At 73.2% G+C, this 13,488-nt stretch carries 12 protein-coding genes; 7 read left to right on the top strand and 5 right to left on the bottom strand.

The window, feature by feature from the left end:
* Positions 1-64 precede the first annotated feature (64 nt).
* A complete protein-coding gene (locus ACZ6SA_RS40060; RefSeq protein WP_347649459.1) occupies positions 65-508 on the bottom strand; it encodes a MerR family transcriptional regulator in 444 nt (147 codons plus the stop codon).
* 81 nt (positions 509-589) lie between these two features.
* Between ACZ6SA_RS40060 and ACZ6SA_RS40055 the strand changes: the two genes are divergently transcribed.
* Positions 590-1,435 (top strand): SDR family oxidoreductase, encoded by an 846-nt coding sequence (locus ACZ6SA_RS40055; RefSeq protein ID WP_465834151.1) that lies wholly within the window; start codon positions 590-592, stop codon positions 1,433-1,435.
* 34 nt (positions 1,436-1,469) lie between these two features.
* Here the strand turns inward: ACZ6SA_RS40055 and ACZ6SA_RS40050 are convergent, their stop codons facing one another.
* Both ACZ6SA_RS40050 and ACZ6SA_RS40045 read right to left on the bottom strand, forming a co-directional pair.
* Positions 1,470-2,312 carry an alpha/beta fold hydrolase gene (locus ACZ6SA_RS40050; RefSeq protein WP_347649457.1) on the bottom strand — a complete coding sequence of 281 codons (843 nt, stop codon included), beginning with the start codon at positions 2,310-2,312 and terminating at the stop codon, positions 1,470-1,472.
* A 94-nt stretch (positions 2,313-2,406) separates the two neighbouring features.
* Positions 2,407-3,267, bottom strand: coding sequence for a helix-turn-helix transcriptional regulator (locus ACZ6SA_RS40045; RefSeq protein ID WP_347649456.1), 861 nt, complete (start codon positions 3,265-3,267; stop codon positions 2,407-2,409).
* 157 nt (positions 3,268-3,424) lie between these two features.
* Here ACZ6SA_RS40045 and ACZ6SA_RS40040 point away from each other — a divergent pair, with 157 nt between their 5' ends.
* A complete protein-coding gene (locus tag ACZ6SA_RS40040) occupies positions 3,425-4,447 on the top strand; it encodes an aldo/keto reductase (RefSeq protein ID WP_347649455.1) in 1,023 nt (340 codons plus the stop codon).
* Positions 4,448-4,462: 15 nt separating this feature from the next.
* Here ACZ6SA_RS40040 and ACZ6SA_RS40035 read toward each other — a convergent pair whose 3' ends face one another.
* Together ACZ6SA_RS40035 and ACZ6SA_RS40030 are read right to left on the bottom strand one after the other, a co-directional pair.
* Positions 4,463-4,984 (bottom strand): hypothetical protein, encoded by a 522-nt coding sequence (locus ACZ6SA_RS40035; RefSeq protein ID WP_465834148.1) that lies wholly within the window; start codon positions 4,982-4,984, stop codon positions 4,463-4,465.
* 284 nt (positions 4,985-5,268) lie between these two features.
* Positions 5,269-6,456, bottom strand: coding sequence for an erythromycin esterase family protein (locus tag ACZ6SA_RS40030; RefSeq protein WP_347649453.1), 1,188 nt, complete (start codon positions 6,454-6,456; stop codon positions 5,269-5,271).
* Between the two features lie 90 nt (positions 6,457-6,546).
* Between ACZ6SA_RS40030 and ACZ6SA_RS40025 the strand changes: the two genes are divergently transcribed.
* The 5 genes from ACZ6SA_RS40025 to ACZ6SA_RS40005 all read left to right on the top strand — a co-directional run bounded on the left by ACZ6SA_RS40025 (position 6,547) and on the right by ACZ6SA_RS40005 (position 13,424).
* On the top strand, positions 6,547-7,230 hold the full coding sequence (locus ACZ6SA_RS40025) for a TioE family transcriptional regulator (protein WP_347649452.1): 684 nt from the start codon (positions 6,547-6,549) through the stop codon (positions 7,228-7,230).
* Positions 7,231-7,404: 174 nt separating this feature from the next.
* Positions 7,405-9,462 (top strand): hypothetical protein, encoded by a 2,058-nt coding sequence (locus ACZ6SA_RS40020; protein WP_465834145.1) that lies wholly within the window; start codon positions 7,405-7,407, stop codon positions 9,460-9,462.
* Positions 9,455-11,416 carry a TOMM precursor leader peptide-binding protein gene (locus ACZ6SA_RS40015; protein ID WP_465834143.1) on the top strand — a complete coding sequence of 654 codons (1,962 nt, stop codon included), beginning with the start codon at positions 9,455-9,457 and terminating at the stop codon, positions 11,414-11,416. The genes ACZ6SA_RS40020 and ACZ6SA_RS40015 overlap by 8 nt, the downstream gene beginning before the upstream one ends.
* Positions 11,417-11,456: 40 nt before the next feature.
* Positions 11,457-13,133, top strand: a complete 1,677-nt coding sequence (locus ACZ6SA_RS40010; protein WP_465834141.1) for a SagB family peptide dehydrogenase — start codon at positions 11,457-11,459, stop codon at positions 13,131-13,133.
* A gap of 114 nt (positions 13,134-13,247) precedes the next feature.
* Entirely contained in the window at positions 13,248-13,424 is a 177-nt protein-coding gene (locus tag ACZ6SA_RS40005; protein ID WP_347622853.1) for a thiopeptide-type bacteriocin, read from the top strand.
* The last annotated feature ends 64 nt before the right edge of the window (positions 13,425-13,488 follow it).

Here is a 13,488-nt window from a genome sequence, read left to right as displayed (position 1 = left end):
CCGCGATAAGGGCCGATTATTCAGGGTATTTCAGGACCAATTCCGCGAGGAGGACCCCCTCCGATCAGGAGACCTGGCGGGCCGGGGTGCAGTCGGGACCGTCGCGCCACAGCGTGCCGGCGGAGCCCGCGGCGAGATGGTCGGCGTACAGCGCGACCTTCGCCTGGATCACGTCCAGCGCCTCCTGCAGGTCGGCTACCTGTTGCCGCACCCTGGCCTCGTGCAGGCGCAGGATCTCGAACCGTTCCGTCTCGGTGCCCGCGCCCTTCCTGACCAGTTCGGCGTACCGGCGGATGTCCGACAGAGGCATCCCCGAGGAGCGCAGCTTCGCGCAGACCCGCAACCACCCGACTTCCTGCTCGGTGAACACCCGCCGCCCCGCGGCGTTGCGGCGCACCGCCTCGACGAACAGGCCCTCCTGCTCGTAGAAGCGCAACGTGTGCGTCGTCAGGCCGGTCAGCGCGCTGACTTCGCCGATGCTCAACATCGTTTCCGCAGCAGCCGTCATGCGGCCCAGTGTACGCGTTTGACTTCGAGTAGACTCGAACTCATACCGTCGGTGCGACACGCTGACGGAAGGAAAGAGCCCATGTCCAGAACGTGGTTCATCACCGGCACGTCCTCAGGTTTCGGCCGGCTCCTCACCGAGCGGCTGCTGGCGCGGGGCGATCGGGTCGCCGCGACGCTTCGCCGGCCGGAGGCTCTCGACGACCTTCGCGCCGCCCACGGCGAGCGTCTCTGGGTGGCCCGGCTCGACGTCACCGACGCGGCCCGGGTCCGGCACGTCGTGGACGAGGCGTTCGCGGCCCTCGGCACGATCGACGTGGTGGTCAACAACGCCGGGTTCGGCGTCTTCGCCTCGGTCGAGGAGGCCGCCGACGAGCAGATCCGGCAGGTGATCGAGACGAACCTGCTCGGCTCGATCCACGTGATCCGGGCCGCGCTGCCGCACCTGCGCGCCCAAGGGCACGGCCGCATCCTGCAGGTCTCCACCGCAGGCGGGCAGACCACGTACCCGAACTTCGGCTACTACCACGCCTCCAAGTGGGGCATCGAGGGTTTCTGCGAGACCGTCGCTCGCGAGATCGAGCCGTTCGGCATCGGCCTGACCATCGTCGAGCCCGGCGCGACACCGACCGGGTTCGGCGGCGCGCTGGCCACCGCGCCGCCCATGGCCGAGTACGACCGGACACCCGCGGGCGACACCAGACGAGCCCTCGCGGACGGCACCTTCCCCCTGGACAACGACCCGGAGAAGATCGCCCGCGCGATGATCGACCTGGTGGACAGCCGCGAGGTCCCCTTGCGGCTGCCGCTCGGATCCGACACCTACCGCCACGTGCGGGAGTCCCTCGTGGCGCGCCTCGCCGAACACGACGCGCACCGGGAGGTCGCCCTGTCAGTCGTCCGTGACGACCTGGTGGCGTCGGGGTGACGTCGGGCTCGGCGGCGTCCCTGACCGCGCGCCGCTACCCGCCGCCCTCGTGGCGTGAGCCGGGCCGGAACCCCGCGGTGAGGTGGGCCGTCAAGCGCGCCGGCGCGTCCTCCTGAAGGAGGTGACCGGCCCCCTCGATCCAGTGGAGCTCGGCGTGCGGGATCCTCTCGCGCAACCACTGGGCGTGCTCCGGGGGAAGGATGCGATCCTCACGGCCCCAGATGAGGCGCACCGGCACCGGGATCCCGCCCAGCAGCTGCTCGTAGCCGGCCGTGTCCGCCTGCCTGATCTGGCTGTACTGGCGGTAGAACGCGGCCTGCCCCTGAGCGCCCCGCCACGGCGCCAGGAAGGCGTCGAGGACCCCTGGCCGGAAGCCGGCATGCGTGGCGTGGCGCAGGTGGCCGGCCACCAGGGCCTCGTGCGCGTAACCGGGAAGCTGCTCGAAGACCTCCGCCTGCTTGAGGATGAGCTGGAAGAGTCCTCTCTCCCACTGGCCGCCGCTCACCGCGTCGAAGAGGGTGAGATCCCCGAAGTCCGCTCCTTCCAGCAGCAGGGCCCGCAACGCGACCGCGCCGCCGATGTCGTGGGCGACCACGCTCGGGCGGGACACCTCCCAGTGGTCCAGCAGCCGCCGGAAGTTCCTGGCATGAGCCGCGAGGCCGAGGTCCTGGCCCTCGTGCTGGTCCGACCGGCCGAACCCGAGATGGTCGAAGACGAAGACCCTACGGGTGAGAGCCAGCGCCGGCGCGACATCCCGCCACAGGAAGGACGAGTACGGGGTGCCGTGCACGAGCACGACGGGGTCGCCGCGGCCCATGACCGCCCATCGTATGGTCCCGTCGGGCGTGTCGAATGTTTCGCGCAGCGTCCAGTCCACGGCCGTCCTCCTGTTCCGTCGTCTCCCCCCTCTCCCCGGCGACCGCGCCGTCATGCCGGACCGCCGCCTCCCCCGTCGTCCGGGACGCAGGTCGTCACGTACGTGTCGCCCGTCCGTGGGCCAGGTCCTGGAGGCCGACCACGCGCAGCAGTTCCAGCCGCTCGTAGGACCTGCTGCCCGGACGGGCGGAGTAGATGATCAGCCGCTGATCGTGCTCCGGGTTCGCCAGCACCTCGCAGTCCAGCTCCAGCAGGCCGACGACCGGGTGCAGGTAACGCTTGACGTCGGCGCGGCGCACGGCCACGTGGTGGCTGTCCCACAGCGTCGCGAACTCCTCGCTGCGGGCGCGGAGCCGGCGTACGAGCCCGGCCAGCCGTACGTCGTCCTGGCGGCGGGCGAGCGTGGCACGCAGATCCGCCACCGCCGTGCGGGCGGCACGCTCACGGTCCTCGGCCGGGAAGAGCTCCCGCGCGGCCGGGTCCGTGAAGAAGCGCCACGCGATGTTGCGGTCCGCCTCGGGGAGGGCGGAGGCGTCGCCGTGCAGCGCCTTGGCCATCGCGTTCTGGGCGAGGATGTCGCCGCGGTCGCTCAGCACCTGGGCGGGAGTGTCGGTCAGCCGGTCGAGGACGAGAAGCAGGCCGGGACGTACGTGCTCCGTGGCCGGCCGGGTGTTGCGCGGCGGCTCCTCGCCGGCCAGGTGGAAGAGGTGGTCGCGTTCGTCGCCGGTCAGCCGCAGCGCGCGGGCGACGGCGGCGAGCATCTGGCGGGACGGGCGCGAGCCCCTGGCCTGCTCAAGCCGCGTGTAGTGGTCGGTGGACATGCCCGCCAGCTGCGCCACTTCCTCGCGGCGCAGTCCGGGGGTGCGGCGCCGCGCGCCCTGCGACAGCCCGACGTCGGCAGGGGCGAGGCGGGTACGGCAGCGGCGCAGGAAGTCGGCAAGTTCGGTTCTGTCCACGCTTCCACCATGCCCGGTACGCCGTGGCGCAGCCAGGGACGGCCCGTCCCCGGACAAGGGCGTCTCTCCCGCCGCCGCCCGTACCGCCGCACGCTGGGAACCGGCACGCCCCGGAGGGGTGCCCCACGTTCATTCACGGAGAAGGGCATATCTCGCCATGCACTACCGCACGCTCGGCCGGACCGGGATCAAGGTCAGCCCCTATGCGCTCGGCGCCTTGATGTTCGCCACGTCCGTCGGCAACCCCGACCCCGGCGACTCGGCCCGCATCATCCACAAGGCGCTGGACGCGGGGATCAACGTCATCGACACCGCCGACGCCTACGGCGACTCCGAAGAGGTCGTCGGCAAGGCGCTCAAGGGGCGACGGGACAATGTCGTCCTCGCGACCAAGGTGAGCCGCCCGATGGGTGACGACCCCAACCAGCAGGGCGCCTCGCGGCGCTGGATCATGACCGCGGTCGAGAACTCGCTGCGCCGCCTGCAGACCGACCACATCGACCTCTACCAGATCCAGCGGCCCGACCCCGCCACCGACATCGAGGAGACGCTGTCCGCGCTCTCCGACCTGATCCGCAGCGGGAAGGTCCGCGCGATCGGCACGTCCACGATGCCGGCGTCCGACATCGTCGAAGCCCAGTGGGCCGGCGAGCGGCGCGCTCTGGCGCGCTTCCACACCGAGCAGCCGCCGTACTCCCTGCTCGACCGCGGCATCGAACGCGAGGTGCTGCCGGTCGCCCAGCGCCACGGGATGGGCACGCTGGTGTGGGGGTCGCTCGGGCAGGGGCTGCTCACGGGGCGCGTCCGCAAGGGCCGGCCGAACGAGCTCCGTCGCGCCGGCTTCTTCCGGCACCTCAACGACGAGCGCCGGCTCGACGTCGTCGAACGGTTCGTCTCGCTCGCCGGGGAGGCGGGCCTGCCGATGACCCACCTCGCCATGGCGTTCGCGATCGTTCATCCCGGGGTGACCAGCGCGATCGTCGGGCCGCGCACGATGAGCCACCTCGACGACCTTCTCGCCGGCGTCGACGTGGCACTCGGCGACGACATCCTCGACCGGATCGACGAGATCGTCCCGCCGGGCGCCGACGTCGGCGCGCTCGACCAGGTCCACGTGCCGCCGGCTCTCCAGCAGGCGGGCCTTCGCCGCCGGCCCGTCAGCGACCGCGCCGCCGCCTGACCGCCGCCGGTCCCGCTACCGGCTCTCGAGGTGGGCGACCAGGTCGTCGAGGGCACGGCCGAGGGCTTCGGCGTTGGCGGCGGTGAACCACGTGGTGCGGATGCGTTCGTTGTTCCCCCTCGGGGTCTCGTGGTCGCCCGCGAGCTGGTGCAGGGAACGGGACTCGTCGCTCAGGGCACGCCCGACGCCCTGGAAGAGGCTGCGCACGTAGCGGTCCGCGACGTCGGAGGGGACGCCGCGGCCGACGGCCCACGACGTGAGCGTGGCGACGTACCAGTAGTGGGTGGTGAGCGTTCCGGTCAGCGCGGAGAAGACGTTGAAGGCCGCCTCGTCCTCGACCGGGAGAACCCCTCCCAGGTGGTCGAAGAGAGAGTCGACCACCGGGTGCGACGGGCACGTCACCGTGACGGAGGCGCGCTCGCGGATGGCGGGCAGGGGAATGGCCCGCACCAAGGGGGCGTCGGTGGCGAGCATCCGGCGCAGGTCGTCGTTCCCGACGCCGGTCATCACGTTGACCACGATCTTGTCGTCGTCCACCCTCAGCCCGGAGCTCTGCGGCCGTACGGGCTCCCCGAGGAGAGAGGAACACCTCCGGGGAGGTGTCACCTCCGTCACACAGTCCCGTCACGATGGCTCGGCCGATCTCGCCGACGCCGATGATGCCGACGCGCTTCACGTTCACGGTGTCCTCCCCGAAGGCCTTGGTCACCTGTGGTCCTTGGTGACCGTGCCCTCCCGCCGGCGGCGGTGACGGTCGGTCCATCATCGCGTGCTCGGCCGGAGTGCGGGGAAGCGCCTTCGGCGACCGCGGGACGTGGCTGTCAGGCGTCCGCGGCCGGCGCGCGCCCTGGCCAGTCCAGCTTGACGGCCTGCTTGACGAAGACGATGCCGTCGATCGTGCCGAGCTGGGCCTGGTCGAGAGGGAAATAGGCGAAATCGCGGGAAACGCGCTTGGCAGGTTCGGTGACGGCCTCGGCCAGGCGGCGGGCGTCGATGAGAGCCTGATCCCACGGGAGGGTGGACAGGACGCCCTCGGCGGTGTCCGGGTGCGGGGCGTCGTCGCCGACCACGCCGAAGGCCGAGGCCAGGAAGGCGTACCGGTCACCAAGGTGCTTCGCGGTGATCGCCCCCGCGCTCCACCACTCCAGCACCTGGTCGCCGAACGGCATGAGGCTCTTGTTCCGCTGCAGGTGGAGGTTGCTGGCGAAGACCAGGGCCGGGCCGCGCTCGGCGACGGCGCTCAGGTTGGCGGCCATCATCGCGTCCCGCAGGGCCGACAGCCGGGTCCACCGTGCCGGGGAGGCGTCGGCCAGCCAGTAGTGGTAGCGGAGCAGGCCGGTGGCGGTGCGCGCGTACAGCGCCGCCCGCTCCCACTCCTCCGCGCCCAGCCGGGGCGCCTGCGTGTCGAGCAGCGCCACCAGGTCGTCGGCGATCAGGCGCAGCCGCTGGGCGTCGGCGGACCGGCCGATCGACTGGGACGGATCCATGGCCGAGGCCTCGTTCGCCCACCGCTCGTCCGGGCCCAGCAGCGCGTCGAGGGTTTCCCTGGTGCAGGGCAGCGGCCCGTCGAGGAGGGCGTACAGGGCGGTGAGCGCCTGGCGCGGGCTCGCCGCCCAGTACTCCAGAGGACCGTCGAAGCCGTGGAACCGGAGCTTTTCGTCATGCTCCTCGTTGTACGCCCGCATCCAGCGCACGAGCTCGCGGTTGGCCGCGAACGTGCCGAAGTTGTGGCTGAAGCCGCGTTCCATGACGTCGTCGAGCGTGCCCGCGCCCGTCACGACATACTCGTCGACCACGAGGCCCATGAGACAGTCGCTCTCGATGGCGAACGACCGGTAGCCCTCGTGCTCGACCAGGTGCCGGAAGATCTCGTTGCGCGCCTCGCCGAGCTCTCCCACGAAGTGCCTGGCCTCGCCCAGGCCGAGCAGGAGGGGCTGGGCGGGCAACGACCGGAGGAACGCCGAGACGCCCGCGCCGTCGAGCGGCCGGGCGATGTCCTTGATATCCATATGTTCAACGGTATCGTTGAACATTCGGTATAGACTTTTCCCGCAGAATTCCCCCGTCTGTCGCGAAAACTCTCAATCGGTGGTGTATCCATGAGGCCGGTGGACCTGGCGCGCGAGCACGGCCTGTCCACGCAGGCGGTCAGGAACTACGAGGAGGCCGGCATCCTGCCCGCCGCCGAACGCACCGCCCACGGCTACCGCACCTATACGCCGCTGCACGCCCAGGCGCTGCGCGCGTTCCTCGCCCTGGCGCCCGCGCACGGCCACCAGACGGCCACGTCGATCATGCGGGCGGTCAACCGGGACGCCACCGAGGACGCGCTGCGGCTCATCGACGAGAGCCACGGCCAGCTCCTCGACGACCGGCGCACCCTCCAGGCCGTCGAAGCCGCGCTCCGCGATCTGGCGCCCGTGCCTCAGGAGCGCGGCGACACGTTCATCGGCCCGCTGGCCAGGAGGCTCGGCATCCGCCCCGCCACCCTGCGCAAATGGGAGAAAGCAGGGCTGGTCCGGCCGCGCCGCGATCCGCAGACGGGCTACCGGGTCTACAGCGCGGCCGACGTACGGGACGTCCGGCTGGCCCACCAGCTGCGGCGGGGCGGCTACCTGCTGGAGCAGATCGCGCCGCTGATCGCTCAGGTGCGCTCCGCCGGAGGCGTCGCCCCGCTCGAGTCGACCCTGCGCGACTGGCAGGCCCGCCTGTCCTCCCGGGGCCGCGCCATGGTCAAGGGCGCCGCCGCGCTGGACGCGTACCTCCGGGCCCGCGAACCCTGAGCCCGCGTCACCAGCAGCTCATCGTGACGGAGAATGCTCACGGCCTGGCGGCTTATCCGGTAAGTGACATTCCGTGAACACAAGCAGAATTTCGCGATTATATCTGGATTCAGATGTACATCAAAGAGGTTTTATGGGTTTACATAAACGGTTTCCGTTTCTAACATCGCGGTTATGGGAGCGCTCCCAAACGCCGATCCGGCGATGAGACCGCAGCTACGCGACGACGTACGGTTCGTCGAATGCCCCGACGGTGCTTACGTGCACAGCGACTACGGTGCGTGCACACTGCGAGGGCGGCAGGCGTACGCCTGGCTGGCCAGGCTGGCACCCGCACTGACCGGCCGCCACACCCTGGCCGAGCTCACGGCGCAGCTTGCCGGCGACCGGCGGGCCATGGTCGAGCGGCTGGTGGGCCAGCTCGCCGAACAACGGTTCGTGGTGGACGCGCGACAGGCGCGGCCGCACGGGCTGACCGGCGCCGAACTGCGTGCGTACGCGGAGGAGATCGCCTTCATCGGCTACGCGCTCGACTCGCCGGAGTCGCGGTTCGAGCGGATACGGCGCACCCGCCTCGTGCTGACCGGCGCGGGCCCGCTGCTGGAGGCGCTGGCGGGGGCGTGTGCCGGCTCGGGGTGGCGGCGGGTCACGGTGATCTGCCCCGCTCCTGAGGCGGCCGTCCGGGCCGCGGACGCCGCCCGCCGCGACCCCGGCCAGGAGATCAGGACGCTCTCCTCCGCCGGCGACGCCGGCGTGGTCCGCCGGACGATCGCCGACGATGCCGACGTCGTGCTCCAGGTGAGTGCCGACCTCGACGAGCTGGTGGCGACGGCCCGCGCGTGCGCGGCGGCCGGGGTCGTGCTGGGGCAGGCCCTCGTCGCCTCCGGGGAGGTCTGGCTCAGCCAGGTGGGACGGCCCGCGGTGACAGCGGCGGAGTCGGGCTGGCACCGGCTGGCCGGGCTGCCCGCCGCGGTTCCGGCCCCTCCGGAGGAGGACCTGCTGTCAGGCCCGGTGCCCACGGTGGTCGCCGCCATGACGGCGCTCGCGTGCTTCGCTCACGTCACCGGGCTCGACACGGGCTCGGAACGCATGCTCACCAGGGTGGACCTGCGCACTCTCGACACGGTCCCGCACCGGTTCCTGCCCCATCCCCGGGCGGGCGCCCGTCCTGGCGCAGGCACGGCAGCGATCAGCGGGCTGGCGGAGGCGCTGGCCGGAGCGCCGGGGACCCTCCCGGCGGAGAAGGCGGCATCCGCCGCCGACGCGGAAGGACTGATCGGCCTCACCGCCGAACTGGTCGGCTCCCGGCTGGGGCTGCTCGGCATGCTGGACGAGCAGGCGCTCACGCAGTCCCCTCTGGCGGTGTGCCAGGCGGTCGTCTCCGACCCGCTCGGCGTGCTGCCCGGGTGGGCGCCGCAACCGCAGGCGTACGGCTGGGGGCCGGACCAGCGCGCAGCCCGGCTGCGCTGCCTGCTCGCCGCCCTCGCCACGTACGGCCTGCTGGCCCTGGACCCCGGCGAGGAGGACGTGGTGTCGGGTGTGGAACTGCCGGACGGGCGGCCTCGCCGCGTGCCCGCGGCGGACCTCCGGCTCGCCGGCACCGGCACGCCGCACCCGCCTGTCGGCACCGGCGCCGGCCTGAGCTGGCCGCAGGCCCTGGCCGCCGGCCTTCGGGCCCACTGCGAGCACCTGCTGGCCACCCGCCTGCCTGCCACCCCCGATCACCACACCGCTCCCGAACACCACACCGGCCCGGCTCGCACAGCCGCCCCGGCCGCCTTCCCGGCACCGGCGGCGGACCCCCCAGGGGAGGGCGCGCCGCTGACACCTTCGGGAGACCCAGTCGCCGAGGCGCTGTTGCGCCAGCTCACGCTGGCCGGTGAGACCCCGCGGATCCGCGACCACACGGCCGTCCTCGGGGTGCCCGCCGTCGCGCTGACGGTCCCGGGCCGGGAGCCGCTCGTGTCCGTGGCCGCCACCGTCTCGGACGCGCTGCGCGACGGCCTGGAACGGCTGCTGCTGCGCTGGCAGTCCAGGACCACCCGGCAGCACGCGTACGCCGGGGCCCGTCCCCTCTGGCCGCCGGACGGCGACCCGTCCCAGGCCGTGCGGACGATGGCCGGGGCGCTGCGCCGCGCGGGCAAGGTGCCGGTGGCGGTGCCGCTCGACGGCGATCCCGAGGCGGCCAGGCTCCTGCCCTTCGTCACCCGAGTCGTCCTGCTCGATGGCTGAGGCCACCATCACCACGGTCCCGTCCGCCCCGGACCCTGACCTGGTGACCGTCCTGGGCGGTGGCCGCCTGCACGCGGCCATCAGGGAAGCCCTCACCACCGGACCGGGAGGCGGCGCCATCGTCGTCGCGAGCGACGCCGACGACGTGCGGCCGTACCCCGCGGTGGCGCGCCGCGCGGCCGGGCGGGAGGTGCCGTGGCTGCCGGTGCGTGTCGAGGCCGGCTGGGTGCTGGTGGGCCCGTCGGTCCGCCCGTCCCGGCCCGGCTGCCCGACCTGTGTGGGACGCAGGCGCGCCGGCAACCGGCCGGACGCGGTGGCACGTGACGCGCTGCGCGCCTTGTGGGCCGCCGACCTCGACTCGCGGCCCAACGCCCTGCTCACCCCGCTCGTCTCACGTACGGTCGCCGCGCTGGTCGCCGACGAGGTGCGCCGGCTGCGGCACGACACCGGCTCCGCGCGGACCGTGGGCGCGCTGCTGAAGGTCCACCTGACGACGGCCGCGGTGCGCCGCCATCCGTTCCTGCCGGACCCGCTCTGCCCGGACTGCGGGGCGCGCCCTGACGACGGTCCACATTCCGGACGGTACGTCTCGCGCCCGGCGCCCAAGCCGGACCGGGGGACCTTCCGGGTCAGCGGGATCAGCGGCCGGGAGGCGGAACTGGAACAGCGGTTCGTCGACGCGGAGACCGGCATCGTGCAGGCCCTGATCAAGGAGGAGCACGGCGGCGGCCCGATGGCCGTCGCGCGGCTCAGCCCGGCCCGCACCGAGCACGAAAGTCACCACGGCTACGGCCGCAGCGACGACTTCGCCTCCGCGCGGGCCACCGCCGTCGCCGAGGCGCTGGAGCGTATCGCGGGCATCCACCCGCGTGGCCGGCGGACCGCCGTACGCGCCGCGTACGTGGACATCGCCGGCCAGGCCCTCGACCCGCGCACGCTGGGCCTCTATCCCGACGACTGGTACGACCAGCCGGGTTTCCTGTTCACCCGCTTCGCCCCCGAGCGCCCCACGACCTGGGTGTGGGCCTACTCCTTCGCCCGCGACGCCCCGGTGCTGGTGCCGGAGAGCTACGCCTTCTTCGGCCCCCGCCCGGCGGACGACCTCGGCTTCGCCTACGAGTGCTCCAACGGCTGCGCCCTGGGAGGCCACCCGGCGGAGGCGATCCTGTACGGCCTGCTGGAGGTGGCGGAGCGGGACGCGGCCCTGGCCACCTGGTACGCCCGGATGCCCATCCCGCGGGTCGACCTCGGCTCGGCCGCCGACCGCCGCATCCCGATGCTCGCCCAGCGGGTACGGGACCGGCTGGGGTACGAGGTGCACGCGTTCGCGGCGCTGCTGGAGCAGCGGGTGCCGGTGTTCTGGGTGATGGCCGTCGACGCGCTGGGCCGGCCGGACCGGCCGCGTGCGCTGTGCGGGTCCGCCTCGCACCTGGACCCGGAACGAGCGCTCCGCCGGGCGCTGGAGGACCTGGTCCCGATGCTGGCCGGCCATGTCGAGCGCTACGACCCGGTGTCGTCGGCGCGGCTGGCGGCCGACTCCGACGAGGTGCGGCTGCTGGAGCACCATCCGCTGGTCTACGGCCACCCGGACGCGTTCGGCCGGCTGGGCTTCCTGCCGCTCGAAGGATCCTCGCTGACCGTGGCCGAGGTGGTGGCCCGGGTGGGCTGGCCCGGGCACGACGACCTCTGCGCGGACCTGGCCGAGCTGGCCGGGCGCTACCTGGCCGGCGGGCTCGACGTGATCGCCGTCGACATCACCTCGCCGGAGGCGCGGGCATGCGGCCTGCACGCCGCGAAGGTGTTCGTGCCGGGGACGATGTCCATGACCTTCGGGCACCGCTACCGGCGCGTCCACGGCCTGCCGCGGCTGCTCAGCCTGCCGCGGCTCCTCGGCTACCGGGACCGCGACCTGCGGCCCGCGGAGCTGAACCCGTACCCCCATCCGTTCCCCTGACCGGTCTCCACGGAGGAAGCGAGGCGGACGCCGCGTGCACATGACCACGGCGACGAGCGCGCCAGGCGCGGCCACGAGCCGCTACCTGGCCGCCATGCGGAACCGGGGGCCGCTGTCCATCGACTGGGCGGCCGCGCCGACCCGGCACAAGCGCTACCCCGGCGCCGAACGCGTGCGGCTGCCCTGGACCGCCGGTGACGGCCCGGCCCTGGGCCTGCTCGGCGAGCTGCTGCGGGACCTGCTCGGCATGACCAGGACCGTGTGGTCCCACCACCTCGGCGACGGCGGCGAGCCTCTGGGACGGCCGCCCATGCTGCTCACCGGCCGGCCCGCGCCGTCGGGCGGAGGGTTGTACCCGATCGAGGCGTACGCGGCCGCGGGCGGGCCGCGCCTGCCCGGCCTGCCCTCCGCCCTCTACCACTACGACCCGGTGCACCACGTGCTGGAGCGCGTGCGCGACGACGACCACGTCCCTGCGCTGACCGGCCTGCTCACGGACGTCCCTGTGGACAGCGCTCCGGCGGACCTGGCGATCCTCCTCTCCGCGGTGTTCTGGCGGTCGATGTTCAAGTACGGCGACTTCGGCTACCGCCTGATCTGCCAGGAGACCGGCGTCCTCGTGGCCCAGGCGCTGGCCGTGGGCGGGCGGCTGGGGCTGGCCGGCCGGGCCCGCCTGCGCTTCCCTGACGGCCAGATCGACCGGCTGCTCGGTCTCGACGGCGTCCGGGAGGCCGCGCTGGCCGTGCTCACCTTCACCCTGCCGTCCGGCGGGGCACGGCCCCCGGACACCGGGCGGCCGCGCGCCTCCTCCCCGTGCGGGAGGCCGCTGCCGGCGTCGTCCCCGGCCGGGGAGCTGATGTACCGGCCGGTCGCCGATGAGAGCAGGCCGCTGCCCAGAACGATGCCCGACGGCCACGCCGCCGCCCTGCACCGGGCCTGCGCGTCCGCCTTCCCCGGCTCGCCACGTTCCGCGGACGCGCCGCGCTCCCCCGGTTCGCCGGAACCGGCCGTCGTGCCGCCGCCCCGGCCCCGGGTGCGCGCGGGCCGGGCGCTTCCGGCTCCCGAGCCCGCGGGCGGTGCCCACCCGGCCGCGGGAGTGCCGCGCCGCACGTCGCCGGTCGCCGGCTACCGTCCGGTGCCGCTCACGGGCGGGGCGCTCGGCGCGGTGCTGGCCGCGGCCGGCGGCGGCTACCCCGCCGATCTGCCCGGCGCCGCGACGGGACCGGCCGCGACGGCGCTGTGCCTGCTGTCCCTGCGGGTGGAGGGCCTGCCCCGCGGCGCCTACTGGTACGACCCGGCCCGCCACACCCTCCACGAGCTGGCCGGGGCCGGCGAGGTGGAGGCCGTGGCCACCGGGCGGCTGCTGGCCAACACGCGGGTGGCGCTGCGCGGGGCCGCCGCCGCGCTGGTTCCCGTGGGCGATCCGCTCGCGGGCGCGAACCTGTTCGGGGACCGCTGGTATCGCATGCAGCAGATGGAGGCGGGCCTGGTCGCGCAGCGGGCCGCGCTGGCCGCCGCGGCGCTCGGCCTGGCCGCCCGCATCCACTCCGACGGCGCGAACGAGACCACCGACGAGGTGCTCGGCCTCGCCCCGACCTGCCTGAGGAGCCTGTCCTTTCTGGCGATGGGCACCCCACCGACCGGCGGGCCCCTGGTGGCCCGCCACATCCCGGTCCTCGCCGACGAGGAGGTGGTGCCGGATCCGACGCCATCGTGACGCGTTCGGATCGACCGAGTTCATCAGCTGTGTCCATCAGCTGTGTCCATCAACTGTGTCCATCAACTGTGTCCATCAACTGTGTTCATCACATCCCCATGTCAGGAGACACACATGTCGGAGAACCTCAAACTCGACCTGCGCGGCCTGGACGTCGACTCCATCGACGTCGTGTCGGCCGACTCCATCGTGGCGGAGGGGCACGGCGCCATCGAGACCGGCGCCTCCTCCTCCCCCGGCTACTGCTCGTCGTACCTGACGGCGATGAGCTGCTGGGCTCCGGAGCTGTAGAGCCGGCGTCGGCCCTCCGGTGAGCTGCGTACGGCCACCGGTATGACGAGCAGGGCCGAGGGCG

Source organism: Nonomuraea sp. NPDC049378, from assembly GCF_055586745.1.
This window is presented reverse-complemented; position numbering and strand designations above follow the sequence as displayed.